This is a genomic window from Massilia sp. AB1 (assembly GCF_018119385.1).
Taxonomy (GTDB): domain Bacteria; phylum Pseudomonadota; class Gammaproteobacteria; order Burkholderiales; family Burkholderiaceae_D; genus Telluria.
The window spans coordinates 29,082-44,160 of the sequence record NZ_JAGKSG010000038.1 but is presented as its reverse complement, the minus strand read 5'-3'; the positions used below and the strand labels follow the sequence as shown (position 1 = coordinate 44,160).

17 protein-coding genes are annotated in these 15,079 nt (G+C 68.2%); 7 read left to right on the top strand and 10 right to left on the bottom strand.

Annotated elements, in window-relative coordinates:
• On the bottom strand, positions 1 to 367 hold a 367-nt coding region (locus J8847_RS18770; protein ID WP_211526233.1), incomplete at its 3' end, for a group III truncated hemoglobin.
• 213 nt (positions 368 to 580) lie between these two features.
• Between J8847_RS18770 and J8847_RS18765 the strand changes: the two genes are divergently transcribed.
• Entirely contained in the window at positions 581 to 994 is a 414-nt protein-coding gene (locus J8847_RS18765; RefSeq protein WP_211526232.1) for a hypothetical protein, read from the top strand.
• Between the two features lies 1 nt (position 995).
• Here the strand turns inward: J8847_RS18765 and J8847_RS18760 are convergent, their stop codons facing one another.
• The 3 genes from J8847_RS18760 to J8847_RS18750 form a co-directional block, all read right to left on the bottom strand.
• Positions 996 to 1,265 carry a hypothetical protein gene (locus J8847_RS18760; RefSeq protein WP_211526231.1) on the bottom strand — a complete coding sequence of 90 codons (270 nt, stop codon included), beginning with the start codon at positions 1,263 to 1,265 and terminating at the stop codon, positions 996 to 998.
• 91 nt (positions 1,266 to 1,356) lie between these two features.
• Positions 1,357 to 2,682, bottom strand: coding sequence for a HAMP domain-containing sensor histidine kinase (locus tag J8847_RS18755; RefSeq protein WP_211526230.1), 1,326 nt, complete (start codon positions 2,680 to 2,682; stop codon positions 1,357 to 1,359).
• A complete protein-coding gene (locus tag J8847_RS18750; protein WP_211526229.1) occupies positions 2,679 to 3,419 on the bottom strand; it encodes a response regulator in 741 nt (246 codons plus the stop codon). The genes J8847_RS18755 and J8847_RS18750 overlap by 4 nt, the downstream gene beginning before the upstream one ends.
• Before the next feature lie 179 nt (positions 3,420 to 3,598).
• On the opposite strand from J8847_RS18750, the gene J8847_RS18745 reads away from it, so the two are divergent.
• From J8847_RS18745 to J8847_RS18720, 6 genes are all read left to right on the top strand, one after another.
• Positions 3,599 to 4,291 (top strand): cytochrome c biogenesis CcdA family protein, encoded by a 693-nt coding sequence (locus tag J8847_RS18745; RefSeq protein WP_211526228.1) that lies wholly within the window; start codon positions 3,599 to 3,601, stop codon positions 4,289 to 4,291.
• Positions 4,292 to 4,301: 10 nt separating this feature from the next.
• Complete coding sequence (locus tag J8847_RS18740) at positions 4,302 to 4,793, top strand: thioredoxin family protein (RefSeq protein WP_211526227.1); 492 nt, start codon at positions 4,302 to 4,304, stop codon at positions 4,791 to 4,793.
• 172 nt (positions 4,794 to 4,965) lie between these two features.
• Positions 4,966 to 5,640 (top strand): SDR family oxidoreductase, encoded by a 675-nt coding sequence (locus J8847_RS18735; protein WP_373999944.1) that lies wholly within the window; start codon positions 4,966 to 4,968, stop codon positions 5,638 to 5,640.
• A gap of 21 nt (positions 5,641 to 5,661) precedes the next feature.
• The gene (locus tag J8847_RS18730) at positions 5,662 to 6,696 is read left to right on the top strand and encodes an alpha/beta fold hydrolase (RefSeq protein WP_211526226.1); all 1,035 of its coding nucleotides are present in this window, start codon (positions 5,662 to 5,664) and stop codon (positions 6,694 to 6,696) included.
• Between the two features lie 23 nt (positions 6,697 to 6,719).
• Complete coding sequence (locus tag J8847_RS18725) at positions 6,720 to 7,139, top strand: organic hydroperoxide resistance protein (RefSeq protein WP_211526225.1); 420 nt, start codon at positions 6,720 to 6,722, stop codon at positions 7,137 to 7,139.
• Positions 7,140 to 7,230: 91 nt separating this feature from the next.
• On the top strand, positions 7,231 to 7,674 hold the full coding sequence (locus J8847_RS18720) for an SRPBCC family protein (protein ID WP_229513020.1): 444 nt from the start codon (positions 7,231 to 7,233) through the stop codon (positions 7,672 to 7,674).
• Here the strand turns inward: J8847_RS18720 and J8847_RS18715 are convergent, their stop codons facing one another.
• From J8847_RS18715 to J8847_RS18690, 6 genes are all read right to left on the bottom strand, one after another.
• Positions 7,675 to 8,325 (bottom strand): GNAT family N-acetyltransferase, encoded by a 651-nt coding sequence (locus J8847_RS18715; RefSeq protein ID WP_211526224.1) that lies wholly within the window; start codon positions 8,323 to 8,325, stop codon positions 7,675 to 7,677. It abuts the gene before it with no gap.
• Positions 8,326 to 8,414: 89 nt separating this feature from the next.
• Positions 8,415 to 9,947, bottom strand: coding sequence for a diguanylate cyclase (locus J8847_RS18710; RefSeq protein WP_211526223.1), 1,533 nt, complete (start codon positions 9,945 to 9,947; stop codon positions 8,415 to 8,417).
• A gap of 118 nt (positions 9,948 to 10,065) precedes the next feature.
• Positions 10,066 to 11,217 (bottom strand): multifunctional CCA addition/repair protein, encoded by a 1,152-nt coding sequence (locus J8847_RS18705; RefSeq protein ID WP_211526222.1) that lies wholly within the window; start codon positions 11,215 to 11,217, stop codon positions 10,066 to 10,068.
• Positions 11,218 to 11,219: 2 nt separating this feature from the next.
• Positions 11,220 to 11,939 (bottom strand): glutathione S-transferase family protein, encoded by a 720-nt coding sequence (locus tag J8847_RS18700; RefSeq protein ID WP_211526221.1) that lies wholly within the window; start codon positions 11,937 to 11,939, stop codon positions 11,220 to 11,222.
• A 191-nt stretch (positions 11,940 to 12,130) separates the two neighbouring features.
• Positions 12,131 to 13,093 (bottom strand): complex I NDUFA9 subunit family protein, encoded by a 963-nt coding sequence (locus J8847_RS18695; RefSeq protein WP_211526220.1) that lies wholly within the window; start codon positions 13,091 to 13,093, stop codon positions 12,131 to 12,133.
• Between the two features lie 7 nt (positions 13,094 to 13,100).
• On the bottom strand, positions 13,101 to 15,062 hold the full coding sequence (locus tag J8847_RS18690; RefSeq protein ID WP_211526219.1) for a lytic transglycosylase domain-containing protein: 1,962 nt from the start codon (positions 15,060 to 15,062) through the stop codon (positions 13,101 to 13,103).
• Between the last annotated feature and the right edge of the window lie 17 nt (positions 15,063 to 15,079).

Here is a 15,079-nt window from a genome sequence, read left to right as displayed (position 1 = left end):
GGATTTCGCCGAAGAACCCGAGCTGCAAGCTCGAGGCGATACGTTCCGCCACCAGGATCGCCTCCTTCGCATCCTCCGCCCCGAAGACCTCGATCGCCGTCAGCTTGAACAGCGTCAGCCAGCGGACGAAATGCTCCTTGTCGATGCCGCTCAGGGCCATGTGCTTGCCGAACACATTGCCCTCGAACTCGCCGGTCCCGAGCAGGACCTTGGTCCAGAAGGCGTACATCCTGGGCATGTGCTCCTGCCACTTGCCCGCCAGCTTGGCCTCGAACACGGGCCCCAGCACGGAATCCGTGCGGACGCGGCCGTAAAAGGTATCGACCAGCCGGATGATGGAAGATGGTGTGATTGCAACTGCGCTCATCGCTTTGCCTCTACTGGAAACCCCGCCATTCTAGCAAATATGCATTTTCGATGCTGCTTATAGAGACCGTGGCGGCGCCGTTTTCACCGAATCTTTCCGGTAGAGCTTGCGTCGTCCGATTTGCAGCCTAAGCTGAATGTGCGCCGCCATTCCGGCAGCGCCGCGCCGGGCTTGCCAGGTGCGCCGACACATTCGATCACTCCGGAGACAATGATGAACCATCGCCTGATCTTCCGCATCGTAGCCATCGTCGGACTAGCCTTCGGTCTTGCGCTGCTGCTCGCACCGGACGCCCTCATGAACGCCTACGGCGTCGAAAGCATGAACAGCACCGGCCGCCACATGGCGATGCTGTACGGGGCCGCGCTCACCGGTTACGGCTTCATGAACTGGGGCGCCAGCCGCGCCGTCGACCTCGCAGAGATCCATTATGTCCTGATCGGCAACCTGGTCGGCAACGCGCTCGGCCTGGTCGTGAGTCTCTACCGTGTGCTGATGGTGCCCGCGGAGCCGCAATCCGTCTGGCTGAACGTTGCCATCTTCCTGGCCTTTACTGGCATGTTCGCCTACCTGTACCGGACCAGCCCGGCCGGCTACCGCCTGCATGCGGCGGCGCGGCACGCGTGATTCACGCCGCGCTGTCCTGCGACAGCGTCTCGTACCATGGCGCGTAGGGAGTGTTGACCACCAGGCGCCGGTTGAGGTCCGGCGCGCCGTCCGTCCACCAGACGGGTCCGCGCTCCCCCAGCGCGCGCTTGACCGCGTCGACGGCGGCGCGGGCGCGGCGCTCCGCCTCGGCGTCCTGCGCCTTCATCGCCGCGCCCACCTGCCGGCGCGCATGCATGAGTTCCTTGACCAGTTCCTGCCTCCGCTCCGGCGCGAGCTGGGGATTGCTCATGCGCCAGAGGCGGCCCGCTACGACGAAGTAGCGTCCGTCCGGCGTGACGGGATGGTGGCGGGCGTCGGGCATGGCCCTACTATACCCAGCCTTACTGCCGCGTGTCGTCCTCCAGGCCGCGCAGGACCAGGGTCGCTTCCAGGCCGCCTTGCGGATGATTCCTGAGCGTCAGCGCGCCATCCATCGCCTGCGCCAGCTGCCTGGCGATGGACAGGCCCAGGCCGGTCCCGCCGGTATCGCGGTTGCGCGAGGCTTCCAGGCGGTAGAAGGGTTCGAACACCTTCTCCAGCTCGGCCTCGGGAATGCCGGGCCCGAAGTCGCGGATGCGGATCGCGATCTCTCCCGGTCCCTGGCGGCCGATGCCGACCTGGACGGCGCCCGCATACTTGAGGCCATTGTCGACCAGGTTGCCGAGGATGCGCCGCAAGGCCTGCGGGCGGGTCGCGATCGTCATGTCCGCCCTCCCCTCCAGCCCGACCTCCTGGCCCGCGTCCTGGTAGTCGCCCACCAGGCTCTCCAGCATCGCATCCGGATCGATCCGGCAAGGCGCCTCGCGCGCGCCGTGCAGGGTGCGCGCGTAGGCCACCCCGTCCTTCACCAGCGCTTCCATCTCGCGCAGGTCGCGGTTCATCTTGTCGCGCTGGACCTCGTCGTCCAGCATGTCGGCGCGCATGCGCATGCGCGTGATCGGCGTCTGCAGGTCGTGCGAGATCGCGGCCAGGATCTGGGTGCGCTCGGTCATGTAGGCGACGATCCGCTCCTGCATGGCATTGAAGGCCCTGGCCGCGCGCGCCACTTCCAGCGGCCCGGATTCCGGCAGCCGCTCCGAGCGCAGGTCCGGCCCCAGGCTGTCGGCCGCGCCGGCCAGCTGGGCCAGCGGGCGGGTCGCCAGGCGCACGCCGGCCCAGGTGCACAGCGCCAGCAAGGCCAGCTGGGCGAGCAGCAGCGCGGGCAGCCAGCCGGATACCGGCAGCCCGGCCGGCCGCATGTCGATGGTGAGCGGCGTGCCGTCGCTCAGCGTCACGTGGGCCTGGACCCGGTTCGGATGCCCGGGCGCCGCGCTTGCGGTGACGCGGTAGCGCTGGCCGATCGCCTCGACGAAGGCATCGGCGATGCGGCGCGACAGCACGGTATCGGGCGCGTGTCCGGGCTCGCCCGGAGTCAGGGAAAAGCGGTAGGTGCGGCGCTCCAGCCTGGGCAGCCACGCGGCGCGCTCGTTCGCCGGCAGCCGGTCCAGCAGCGCGACCGAGCTGGCCACGTCCTGTTCCAGGAAGTTGAGCATCAGGCCGACGGTGGCTTCCCTGCGCTCGCTCATGATCAGCACATAGGACAGCGCCTGGGCGAGCGCGAGCCCCGCCAGGAGGATCAGCATCAGCCGCATGAACAGGGTCCGCGGCCACCGCAGCCAGGTCTTCATGCCGGACCGTCCGCGACCTCGACCGAGGACGAGAACACATAGCCCTCGCTGCGCAGGGTCTTGATGTAGCGCGGCTCGCGCGCATCGTCGCCCAGGCGCTGGCGCACGCGGCTCACCAGGAGGTCGATGGAGCGGTCGAACAGGTCGGCTTCGCGGCCCTGGGTCAGGTTGAGCAGCTGGTCGCGGGTGAGCACCCGCTGCGGGTGGTCGAGGAAGACGCGCAGCAGGCGGTATTCGGCGCCGCTCAGGGCCACCATCGTGCCCTCGCGGTCGAGCAGGTGGCGGCCGACCGTGTCCAGCTTCCAGTCGCCGAAGGCCAGGAACTGGCCCGGCTCCTTGACTTCGAAGTTGGGCGGCAGCATGCGCGTGCGGCGCAGCACGGAACGGATGCGCGCCAGCAGCTCGCGCGCCGCGAACGGCTTGGTCAGGTAGTCGTCCGCGCCCATCTCCAGGCCGACGATGCGGTCGGTTTCCTCGTCGCGCGCGGTCAGCATCAGGACCGGGACCGCGCGCCATTTGCCCGCCCGCAGGTCGCGGCACAGGCTCAGGCCGTCCTCGCCCGGCATCATCAGGTCCAGCACCACCAGGTCGACCTGCTGCTGCTCCATCAGGGTGCGCATCTGGCGGCCGTTGGCGGCGGTGGAGGCGCGCATGCCGTTCTTTTGCAGGTAGGTAGCCAGCAGTTCGCGGATTTCGAGGTCGTCGTCGACGATGAGGATGTGGTCGGTGGTGTCCATGTTGTCTCGGTCAGAGTGAGCGGCCATGCCGTCTTTATAGCCTGCTTGCGCCAGGCTTTTGTATCCCAGTGTATCCGGCGCCGCCATCGCTACAGTGGCTTGCAAAAAACCCGGGGTTGGACACAGCCGGGATACGCCGGGGCGATGTAATGCGGTCATCCAACCAGGAGGACCGTGCCATGCAACATCTTATCGACGCTCCGCTCGCCCTGCTCGGCGGCGTACTGACCATCGCCTCGCCCTGCGTGCTGCCCATCCTGCCCATCGTCCTGGGCGGCACCCTGCAGGAATCCAGCCGCAGCCGGCCCCTGTTCATCGTGGCCGGCTTCGTCCTGGCCTTCGCCTCGCTCGGCCTGCTGCTGGCCAGCGCCTCGCAGCAGGTCGCATTCGCCCACGAGACCCTGCGCCTGGCCGGCATCGCCATGCTGGCGCTGACCGGGCTGGCGATGCTGTGGAAGGCGCCCTATGCCTGGCTGGCGAACCGCGTGAGCCAGTTCGCGGGCGCCATCCTGCCCGCCGGCGGCGAACGCGCCGGCAAGCTGGGCGGCTTCGTGCTCGGCATGTCGCTGGGCGCCGTCTGGACGCCCTGCGCCGGCCCGGTGCTGGCCTCGATCCTGGTGCTGGTCGCCCAGGCACAGGATATTGGCTGGTCCTCGACCCTGCTTCTTCTCTACGCCATAGGCGCCAGCATCCCCATGCTGGCCATCGCCTACGGCGGCCAGTTCGCCCGCCAGCGCATCCGCGCCCTCGCCCGCTACACCGGGCGCCTGCAGCAGGTCTTCGGCGTCCTGATCCTGGCGACCAGCGCCGCCATTTACTTCCAGTACGACGTCTTGCTGGTCGCCCACCTCGCCAATTTCATCTCGCTTTGAAAGGAAACGCATGAAAACCATGATCGCCCTGCTGTTCGCCGCCGCCAGCCTGTCCGCCCACGCCGCCCCCGCACCGGAGTTCACCGGCATCGACAACTGGCTCAACTCGCCGCCCCTGAGCATGCAGCAGCTGCGCGGCAAGGTGGTGCTGGTCGACTTCTGGACCTACACCTGCATCAACTGCATCCGCACCCTGCCCTACGTGAAGAGCTGGCACGAGAAGTACAAGGACAAGGGCCTGGTCGTGGTCGGCGTGCATACGCCCGAGTATCCCTTCGAGCGCTCGACCGCCAACGTCCAGTCGGCCATCAAGCGGCTCGGCATTCCCTACCCGGTCGCCCAGGACAACCGCTACGCCACCTGGCAGGCCTATTCGAACCAGTACTGGCCGGCGGTGTACCTGATCGACAAGCAGGGCCGGGTCGTCTACACGCACTTCGGCGAAGGCGCCTACCAGGAAACCGAGGCGAAAATCCGCGCCCTGCTGGCGCAGGCGCAGTAAGGCCCCGCTTTGTATCCCACTGTATCCACTTGCGCGCCATACACACGCGATTGCAAAAAACCGGGTTCCGAACACATCCGGGATACGTGGGGGGAATGTAATGAACACATCGACCAACGCATGAAGGAGCAAGCATGAACACCCAGAAGAAAACCGCACTCGTCATCGGCGGATCGCGCGGCATCGGCGCCGCCATCGCCTGCGCCTGGCGCGCGATGGCGCCAACGTCGCCCTCACCTACGCCAGCGCCGCGGCGAAAGCGGAGCAGCTGGCCGGCGCCATCGAGGAGCACGGCGTGCAGGCCCTGGCGCTGAAGGCGGACAGCGCCAATGCCGCCGAGCTGCAGGCCGCCGTGCGCTTCGGCCGCATCGACATCGTCGTCCTCAACGCCGGCATCCTGCACATCGCCGATATCGCCGAGTTCGGGATCGAGACGCTGGACCGCATGCTGGACGTGAACGTGCGCGGGGTCTACCTGGCGATCAAGGCGGCGCTGCCGCACATGCCGCCGGGCGGACGGGTGATCACCATCGGCAGCAATACCGCCGTGCGCAGCGGGCACCCGGGTTCCAGCGTCTATGCGATGACCAAGGGCGCGGTGGCGGTCATGGTCAAGGGCCTGGCGGTCGACCTGGCGCCGCGCGGCATCACCATCAACAACATCCAGCCCGGTCCCATCGAGACCGACATGACGGCGGACATGATCGAACTGGTCAAGGACTGGATTCCGCTCAAGCGCGTCGGCCAGCCGTCCGAGATCGCCGGCCTGGCTGCCTACCTGGCCGGCCCGGAATCCGGCTACATGACCGGCGCCAGCCTGACCATCGACGGCGGCATGTCCCTCTGACCCATCCGACTGGAGAAACGCATGAACACCAATCTGAAACGCAGGAGTTTCCTGAACGCCGCCTCGCTGGGCATCGCCGCCGCCCAGCTGGGCTTGATCGCCGGCGCGAGCGCCGCCGTGCCCACCGTTTCCGGCGGTATCTCGCCGGCCAGCAATACCTTTACGGACATCAAGCAGATCCGCGCGGGGTTGCTGGACGTGGGCTATGTCGACATGGGACCGCGCACGGGCTATCCGGTGGTGCTGTTCCATGGCTGGCCCTACGATATCCACGCCTTCATCGATGTCGCGCCCATCCTGGCGGCCGCCGGCTACCGCGTGATCATCCCGCACCTGCGCGGCTACGGGACGACCCGCTTCCTGTCCACGGACACCCCGCGCAACGGCCAGCAGGCCAGCTTCACGGCGGACGCCATCGCCTTCCTGGATGCGCTCAAGATCGACAAGGCCATCGTTGCCGGCTTCGACTGGGGCGCGCGCATCGCGGCGACCCTGGCGGCGCTGTGGCCCCAGCGCTGCACCGCCCTGGTGTCCGTCAGCGGCTACCTGATCGGGAGCCAGGAGGGGAACCGCAAGCCCCTGCCGCCCAAGGCGGAGCTGCAATGGTGGTACCAGTATTACTTCGCCACCCCGCGCGGCGAGCAGGGCTACCGCGAGAACACCCATGCCTTCGCGCGCCTGATCTGGGAGCTGGCTTCGCCTGACTGGAAATTCGACGACGCCACCTTCGCGCGCTCCGCCAGGTCGCTCGACAATCCGGACCACGTGGCCATTTCGATCAGCAACTACCGCTGGCGCCTGGGCCTGGCGCCCAGCGAAGCCCGCTACGAAGACCTGGAGCAGCGACTCGCGAAGTTCCCGGACGTCGCCGTCCCGGCCATCACGATGGAAGGCGACGCGAACGGCGCGCCGCATCCGGACCCGAAGCTCTACGCCAGGAAATTCCTCGGCAAGTACGAGCATCGCCACCTGAGCGGCGGCATCGGCCACAACCTGCCGCAGGAAGCCCCGCAAGCCTTCGCCCAGGCCATCCTGGACGTGGCCAAGTGGATTTGAATTTTTATTGAACAGGAAACATCATGCGCGACACCACCACTGTGCTTTATACCGGCAAGACCCGTACGACTTCCGGAGGCCGCGACGGCGCGGCCCGCAGCAGCGACGGCCGGCTCGACATCCAGCTGTCCTCGCCCGGCTCCAAGGGGGCGGGCACCAACCCCGAACAGCTGTTCGCGGCGGGCTGGTCGGCCTGCTTCATCGGCGCGATGGGACTGGCGGCAGGCAAGCTGGGCCTGAAGCTGCCGCCCGAGGCCCACGTCGATGCCGAAGTCGACCTGTGCAACCTGAACGGGGCCTATTTCCTGCAGGCGCGCCTCGACGTGCACCTGCCCGGCCTGCCGGCCGAGATCGCACAGGCGCTGGTCGCCGCGGCCCACCAGACCTGCCCCTACTCGAAGGCGACCCAGGGCAATATCGACGTCGACATCCGCGTGCTATAAAAATGTCTGCCGGCGTGTCGAATTCCGGCCCGCCCGTTCGTCGTGATGGCAGAGGGATGTCCTCTGCCATCACCAGACAAAGGAACCGATCATGTCCAATACCGTCGAATTTCACCGCGTCCTGAAATCCACGCCCGACCGCGTGTACCGCGCCTTCACGACACCGGCCGCCCTGGCCAAATGGCTGCCGCCGCACGGCTATGTGGGCACCGTGCACGAGATGGACGCCAGGGTCGGCGGCCGCTACCGGATGTCCTTCACCAATTTCACGACCGGCAACAGCCACGCCTTCGGCGGCGAATACCTGGAACTGGTGCCGGGCGAGCGCCTGCGCTACACGGACGAGTTCGAAGACCCGAAGCTGCCGGGCCGGATGGAGACCACGGTGAGCCTGCGCCAGGTATTTTGTGGAGTGGAAGTGAAGATTCGGCAGGAAGGCATTCCCGCCGCGATTCCGGCCGAGCTCTGCTACCTGGGCTGGCAGGAATCGCTGGAGCTGCTGGCCAGGCTCGTGGAACCCGAGATCAAGGAATGACTACTTCTTTGGAGAGAACCATTTGACCGCGGCGCGCGCATTGGCCTTGACGGTGTAGTCGATCACGGCGAACTGTTCTTCCAGCGCCTCGGCCATCACGCTGCCGGGGCTGGGCGGCGGCAGCTGCAGGTAGGCGTCGGCCTCGCCGTGTTCGCGCTTGATGCGCATGCCGGCCTTTTTGGCGATGTGCATCATGGTCTGGTTCGAGGACAGGCACTGCATGTACAGGGTGTCGATGTCGGAATTGCGGCAGTGAATGGCCGCGCGCTGGAACAGGCGCGTGCCCACGCCCTGCCCGCGCGCCGAGGCCGAGACCGAGACGCCGAATTCGGCCACCCGCTCCTTGGTGGTGGTGCCGCGCCCTTCGGAGGTCGAAAATCCGAGGTGGCCGACGCCCACCAGCTGGAAGATGCCGTTATAGACGCCCAGCACGATGTCGCGCGAAAAATCGATTTTCGCGACATAGACCTTGATCTGATCGTCAGGAATGATGCTGCCGAAACGCAGCAGGCGGTCATTGCCGTCCAGCGCCAGGAAATGCTTCAGCACCCGGCGGCGGTCGCGCTCGGCCAGTTCCTTGACCAGCACGGTCGGCTGGCCCTTCTTTCCGCCCAGGCCCCGGATCCAGCGGCGTAACGGATTGTCCAACATGATGACGCCCTTATTGTGCACTGCAACAAACCAATTCTAGCCGAAGCCGGCCAGCTCTGCTTTATTGTGGGGCTTGCTGTGCGGAAAGGCTAGCTTGGCGTGAGCCACTGTGACTCCGGGCTGACAACGAAGGTGCCCTTGCCGGATTGCTTGGCTTCGTACATGGCCTTGTCGGCGTCGGCCAGCAGGGCCGCCTGGCCGCGCGCGGCGCCGGCCTGGCCCCTGGCGGCGGCGATGCCGATGCTGGCGGAGATGCGCACCGGGTTGCCGTCGGCCTCGGTGATCGACTCGATCTGCTCCAGCGCCAGCCGGGCGACGCGCAGCGCGCCTTCGCGCGCGCTGACATCTTCGAGCATGATCACGAACTCGTCGCCGCCCAGGCGCGCCAGCGCATCCTCGGCGCGCAATTTGTCCTGCACGCGGCGCGCCACCATCTGCAGCACCAGGTCGCCGGTGGCGTGGCCCCAGGTGTCGTTGACGGCCTTGAAGCCGTCCAGGTCGATGAACATCAGGACCACCACGCTGTCGCGGCGGTCGGCGCGCGCCAGGGCGCGGTCGAGCAGGCGGGTCAGCTGGCGGTAGTTGATCAGGCCGGTCAGGCTGTCGTGCTGGGCCAGGCGTTCGAGCTGCTTCGATTGCGTTTCGAGTTCCGCCGTGCGCTCGGCCACGCGGTGTTCCAGGGTTTCGTTGGCGGCCTGCAAACGCTGGTTGACCTCGCCGATGATGCGGTAGCTGCGGCGCAGGCGCCAGCCGGCATAGGCCAGCAGGACCAGCAGCACCGCCGAATAGGCGAACAGGTAGCCGCGGAAGCGCTGGCGCTCCAGCAGCACGGTGTCGAAGGAGCGGTCGAACTCGCGCCCCAGGCGGTCGAGGGCGGCGCCGGTGCCTGCGCCGGCGATCTGGGCTTCCAGGCGGTTTTCCAGCGGCCGCTTTTCCAGGATCACGCGGCAGCTGTGGATCAGGGCGTCCATCTTTTCGACCACGGCCGGCGAGAAGGCGATTTCCTGGGCCGCGACGTCGCCCAGGATCTCGTCGATGCGCGTGGCCAGGGCCGGCGTCGGCGCCAGGTTGTAGCGCAGGATCTCGGTGAGCAGCGCGTTGAGCGTGGTGTCGAGCCGGACCACGATGCGCGCCGGCGCCAGCGCGCCTTCGATGCCGCTCAGCTCGGTCTTGAGATCGGCCACGGCGGGCGGCACGTGCATCAGGGCCTCGCGCAGCGGCGGGTTATGGACGGCGAACAGGGTGACCAGCTGTTCCTTGGTGCGCATCGACTGGCGCAGCTGGTCGTAGGCGGCGGGCGCGGCGGTGCCGGTGGTGTGGGGCAGCGCTTCGCCCAGGCGCGCCACCAGGTCGTGCATGCGCGGCAGCTGGGTGGTGAGGCGCTGTTCCGGAGGCGCGCGGCCGATGTGGGCGCGCAGGATGTTGGCGTCCCACTCGGCGTCGAGCTTTTCCAGCTCGCGCAGGTTGAGCATGACGCGGTTGCGGATTTCCGGGTCGACCGATTCGGTACGGATGTAGAGGAAGGCGAGCAGGATGCTCAAGGCGACGACCGCCGCCCCGGCCAGCAGCAGGCGGCGGCGCGGACTCAAGTTCGCTACACGCTGCGCCAGTACGGCAAGCATAATTTTCCCCTAACGCAACAAAACCCGACAGCGAAGGATAGCAAATCTATTAAATGTATTACGGGTAGGGTGTAAGCGAATGTAACACATGCGTGGCGGGTAGCCGCGCCTGTACGCCTCAGTGTCCTGGGCCGAGCGCTTCCTCGACCGCGCTCACCCGTCCCGCATGTACGGCTTCCGGAATCCTGTCCTTGCTTTCCACGTAGCGCTGGGCGATTTCACCCGCGTTGACGGCGCGCGCCGCGGCCAGGGCCTTTGTGAGTTGGGGCGCCGTTTGCTGCAGCAAGTTCGGCACACGCGGCGCGCTGGCGGCGGCCAGCAGCATCTGGGCAAAGCGCTCCGGCTTGCGGAAGGCGTCGCAGCGCTCGAACAGGCTCACGATCGCCTCCGGGTCGAGCGCGACGCTCCGCTGCGCGGCCAGGCCGGTTTCACGCGCGGTCATCAGCGCCAGGTCGCGGCATTCGTTGGGCACCTTGAGCCGCTTGCATACGTCCTGGACCGGCTTCGGGTCCGGCGCCGCGCCTGCGCCGATGCCAAGCATCAGCACCGCGAAGCGCACCTCCAGCGGATGCGCGCGCCGCGCCGCGCCGTCGATGGCTTCCATGATGCGCGCGTCCCCCTCCTCTCCTGGCTCCTGCGGAACACCGAGCTCCGGCAGGATGCGCGCCAGCGCGCCGCAGTCGCGCAGCACCGCCAGCATGCGCGAAGGCCGCTGCTCCATCAGGCCGCGCGAGAGTTCCTGCCACACGCGCTCCGGGACCAGGGCGTCGACCTCGCCCTCGTCCACCATGCGCCGCATCAGGGCGTTGGTCGTGTCCGCCACGCGAAACTCCGGCAGCCGCGCGGCGAAGCGCGCCACGCGCAGGATGCGCACCGGGTCTTCGGCGAAGGCCTCCGAGACATGGCGGAACACACGCTCGCCCAGGTCGGCCTGGCCGCCGTAGGGGTCGACGATTTCGCCCTCTTCCCCCAGGGCCATGGCGTTGATGGTCAGGTCGCGCCGGACCAGGTCCTGTTCCAGGGTGACGTCGGGCGCCGTGTAGAAGGCGAAGCCGTGGTAGCCCTTGGCGGTCTTGCGCTCGGTGCGCGCCAGCGCGTATTCCTCCTGGGTCTCGGGATGCAGGAACACGGGGAAGTCCTTGCCCACCGGGCGGAAGCCCGCCGCCAGCATCTGTTCCGGCGTGGCGCCGACCACGACATGGTCGCGGTCCTGCACGGGCAGGCCCAGCAGCTGGTCGCGGACCGCGCCGCCGACAACGTAACTGCGCATGCTCAGTCGCCCGGCAGGTCGGCGTCGTGCAGCGGGGTCGGGTCGTCCTCCGCCAGCGCCTCGGTCACCCAGCGCGCCACGGCCGGATGGGCCAGCACACGGTCGCAATAGGCCTGCAGGGCCGGCGCCAGCGCCACGCCGTAGGTGCGGAAGCGGGTCACGACCGGCGCGTAGAAGGCGTCGGCGATCGAGAACTCGCCGAACAGGAAGTGATGGTGGCCGAAGCGCGACAGGCAGTCTTCCCAGATCTCGCAGATGCGGCCGATGTCGGCCTGGGCGCCCGGCGTGCGCCCGCGTCCCGGCAGGTGGGCCTGGATGTTCATCGGCATGGCGCTGCGCAGCTCGCCAAAGCCCGAGTGCATCTCGGCCACGATGGAACGGGCCAGCGCGCGCGCCGCCACGTCCTGCGGCCACATGTGCTTGTCGGGGAATTGCTCGGCCAGGTATTCGGTGATGGCCAGGCTGTCCCAGACCGTCATGTCGCCGGCCAGCAGCACCGGCACCCGGCCGGCATGGGAATAGCGCGCGATGTTGGCCGAAGTATCGGGCTGGTCGAGCAGCACGCGCACTTCGGTGAACGGAATGCCGAACGCGACCGCCGCCACCCAGGGACGCATCGACCAGGACGAGAGGTTCTTGTTGCCGATGACGAGCGTCAGGCCCGGCCGGCGCGCCTGGTCCAGGGTGTGCGAGAGGATCGGGTCGAGTTCGATGGTCTGCATGGCGTTCCTGTATCAAAAATGTTGGGATCTTGGTCGGTGCTGTCCCCGTTTCCCGTAGGGTGGACGGCTCTGCCGTCCACGCGGTGATCGTTAACGGCTCCGTTTTCGCGCACGGTCCGGATGGCGTGCGTCGAACGCGTGGACGTCTGTCCTTCAGGCCACTGGCCTGAAGGACCCCGTCCACCCTACGATCAGCGTCCGGCCCTGGTGCGGTAGGCATCGAGAGGATCGCGCCCCGCCAGGTAGTGCGGCGCCACGTCCTCGATCGACGTGAGCTTGATTCCCAGTGACTCGGCTGTCAAGGCTTTCGTTCCCGGATCGACCACGTTATCCACTTTCATGGAATCGAGGTTGTCGCGGCTGATGAGGGGATCGCCCGGCAGCAGCTCGATCAGGCCGGCCTGCAGGCGCGCCATCCAGTCCGGCAAGCCAACCACCGCGCGTTCGTGGCCGGCGTAGCGGCCCGCCAGGCGCACCAGTTCGGCCAGGGTGTAGACCCGGGGGCCGCCCAGCTCGACCACTGCGCCGCGCGTGTGCGGCTGGGCCAGCGCACGGACGAAGGCGGAGCACACGTCGCCCACGTAGACCGGCTGGAAGCGCGCCTCGGCGCAGGCCAGCGGAATCACGGGAAGGTGGCGCTGCATGCGCGCGAACATGGTCAGGAAGTGGTCGCCCGGGCCAAACACCACCGAGGGCCGGACGATCGTGGCCGCGATCTGCGGCCGGCTGCGCGCGGCGGCCTCGCCGTCGGCCTTGGAGCGCTGGTACATCGAGGGCCCGTGCGGGTTCGCGCCCAGTGCGCTCATGTGCAGGTAGCGCGGCACGCCCAGGTCGGCGCAGGCGGCGGCGATGCGGTGCGGCAGCTCCACGTGCAGGCGGCGGAAGCCCTCGCCGTAGGGTTGGCCGTGGCCGCCGTGCAGCACGCCCACCAGGTTGATCACGGCCTGGCAGCCTTCCATCAGGCTGCGCAGCACCTTGTCGTCGTGGATGTTGGCCACGCGCAGGTCGACGTCGGGCAGCAGGGTCAGCTGCTTGGCGGCTTCGTAGTGGCGCGCCGGCACCACCACGTCCACGCCCTCCTCCGCCAGCCGGGCGACAAGGTGGCAGCCGATGAAGCCGGTGGCGCCGATGGCCAGGACCTTGAGGGAGCCCATGGCGGCCTCAGGGCAGCACGATACTGCCCGTGCGCGGCTGGATGGTGGACAGGCGGGTCTTGATCGACTGCGGCTTGCCGTCGAACACGGCCGCGTAGTTGGTGGCGTTGGCCATCACGTTGCGCACGTAGCCGCGCGTTTCCGAGAACGGGATGGTCTCGACGAAGACCGCGCCTTCCATCGGTTCGCGCAGCAGGCCGCGCCAGGCGCGCGCGCGTCCCGGCCCGGCGTTGTAGGCGGCGGTGGCCAGCACCTCCGAGCCGTCGAAGTTTTGCAGCACCATGTTCATGTAGTTCGCTCCCAAGGTGATGTTGGTGCGCAGGTCCGTCAACATGTCGTGCACGAAGTTATCCAGGCCGATCTTGGCGGCCACCCACTTGCCGGTGGACGGCATCACCTGCATCAGTCCCGAAGCGCCGACGCCGGAGCGCGCGTCCTGGATGAAACGCGATTCCTGGCGGATCAGGCCATACACCCAGGCCTTGTCCAGCCCCAGGTCCTGCGCGGTGGGGCGCAGGATCTCGAGGTGGGGCGCCGGGAAGCGCTGGGCGTAGTCGAGCTCGGTGCGCGTGCGCAGCGAGGTTTCGACCATGCGGTCGAGCAGCTCGTTGCGGCGCGCGAACTCGGCGGCGGCCAGCAGCTGACGTTCAGACAATCCGCGCAAGCCCCAGTTCCATTCGCGGTTGCCTTCCGCGCGCAGGCGCAAACCATAGAACTTCAGGGCGCGCTGCAGGCTCGGGTTGGCGCCCGCCTGCGCCAGTTCGGCGGCCGTGACCGGGGCCGCCGGCGGCGGCGCCGTCACCATGCGGCCCAGCTCGTCCATCGCCAGCTGGCCATAGAAGTTCGACTGCACGGCGATGCGCTCGAACAGCTCGCGCGCCTGATCCCCGCGTCCTTCGGCCTTGTGGGCGCGGCCCAGCCAGTAGACCCAGGCCGGTTCGGCGCGCAGGCCGGCCGGCATGGATTCGATGGCCGTACGCACCCCCTTCCAGTCGCCGTGGCGCAGCGCGATGCGGGTCTTCCACTGCATTTGTTCGTTCGTCAGCTGGGCGCCGTTGGCGCGGCGCCAGTAGTCGTCCGCCTCCGGCGACAGGCCGATCGAGGCGGCCAGCGCCAGGTTGGCCCAGCCGACGGCGCGTTCCTCCGCCGTGAGCTTGGCGCTGTTCTTCTCCAGGGCGACGGTGGCCAGCTTGAGGCTGGAGCGCGCCATGCGTCCGAGGGCGACCAGGTAGATGGCGCGCTCGGCCTGGGTCTTGCCGATCCCGCGCGCCATCGCCACGGCCGGCAGGTCGACCGCCTGGGCCGCACGGGTGTCCGATGCGCCGAGCAGCAAGGCGGCGCGCCGGGCCGGGCCGGTGGCGTTCATCTCGCCGGCCAGGCGCAGCTGCCACAGCAGGTCGGCCTGGGTGAACTGGCCGCCCTGTGCCAGCTGCGCGATCAGGGCCGCGCAGCCTTCGCCGTAGGCGGGTGGATTGGCCAGGATGGCGCGGGCTTCCTGCGCCACGTTGTCGCCGCGGCTGGCGCGCGCCAGCAGTGCGTAGCAGCGGATCTGCAGCTCGCCGTTCTGCCCCAAGGCGCCCATCTCGCGCTCGAAGCTGGCCCAGTCGCGGCGCCGTCCCAGCTCCAGCAGCCAGTCGGCGCGCAGGCGCTCGGCGATGGCGCTGCCCTCGTGGCGGCGCAGGGCCTCGCGGATTTCCTCGGGCGCCGCCTCGCGCAGGCGGGGTTTCAGACGATAATAGTCGACATACGAGGCCAGCTGGTAATGCGGCAGGCGCGAGGCCAGCGCGTTGACCTTGGCGCTGTCGTTCTGGCGCGCGGCTTCGCGCAGAAGCAGGAAGTTGCTGTCGTCGTCCGCAGCCGGATTGGCGTTCTGGGCGCCAGGCACGGTCGGGGCGCCGGCGGGAACGGGAGGCACGGCCTGCTCGGGCTGGGGAGCCTCGGGGTCCTCCTGGGCCGATGCGGGCGGCATCCACGCAAGGGACAAAG

What these genes read in the sequence shown, in the direction of transcription:
- J8847_RS18765 (WP_211526232.1), top strand. Translation starts at nt 581, where the DNA reads ATGAACCATCGCCTGATCTTCCGCATCGTAGCCATCGTCGGACTAGCC.
- J8847_RS18695 (WP_211526220.1), bottom strand. Translation starts at nt 13,093, where the DNA reads ATGGGCTCCCTCAAGGTCCTGGCCATCGGCGCCACCGGCTTCATCGGC.
- J8847_RS18710 (WP_211526223.1), bottom strand. Translation starts at nt 9,947, where the DNA reads ATGCTTGCCGTACTGGCGCAGCGTGTAGCGAACTTGAGTCCGCGCCGC.
- J8847_RS18690 (WP_211526219.1), bottom strand. Translation starts at nt 15,062, where the DNA reads ATGCCGCCCGCATCGGCCCAGGAGGACCCCGAGGCTCCCCAGCCCGAG.
- J8847_RS18700 (WP_211526221.1), bottom strand. Translation starts at nt 11,939, where the DNA reads ATGCAGACCATCGAACTCGACCCGATCCTCTCGCACACCCTGGACCAG.
- J8847_RS18715 (WP_211526224.1), bottom strand. Translation starts at nt 8,325, where the DNA reads ATGTTGGACAATCCGTTACGCCGCTGGATCCGGGGCCTGGGCGGAAAG.
- J8847_RS18750 (WP_211526229.1), bottom strand. Translation starts at nt 3,419, where the DNA reads ATGGACACCACCGACCACATCCTCATCGTCGACGACGACCTCGAAATC.
- J8847_RS18705 (WP_211526222.1), bottom strand. Translation starts at nt 11,217, where the DNA reads ATGCGCAGTTACGTTGTCGGCGGCGCGGTCCGCGACCAGCTGCTGGGC.
- J8847_RS18725 (WP_211526225.1), top strand. Translation starts at nt 6,720, where the DNA reads ATGCGCGACACCACCACTGTGCTTTATACCGGCAAGACCCGTACGACT.
- J8847_RS18745 (WP_211526228.1), top strand. Translation starts at nt 3,599, where the DNA reads ATGCAACATCTTATCGACGCTCCGCTCGCCCTGCTCGGCGGCGTACTG.
- J8847_RS18760 (WP_211526231.1), bottom strand. Translation starts at nt 1,265, where the DNA reads ATGAGCAATCCCCAGCTCGCGCCGGAGCGGAGGCAGGAACTGGTCAAG.
- J8847_RS18755 (WP_211526230.1), bottom strand. Translation starts at nt 2,682, where the DNA reads ATGAAGACCTGGCTGCGGTGGCCGCGGACCCTGTTCATGCGGCTGATG.
- J8847_RS18730 (WP_211526226.1), top strand. Translation starts at nt 5,662, where the DNA reads ATGAACACCAATCTGAAACGCAGGAGTTTCCTGAACGCCGCCTCGCTG.
- J8847_RS18720 (WP_229513020.1), top strand. Translation starts at nt 7,231, where the DNA reads ATGTCCAATACCGTCGAATTTCACCGCGTCCTGAAATCCACGCCCGAC.
- J8847_RS18740 (WP_211526227.1), top strand. Translation starts at nt 4,302, where the DNA reads ATGAAAACCATGATCGCCCTGCTGTTCGCCGCCGCCAGCCTGTCCGCC.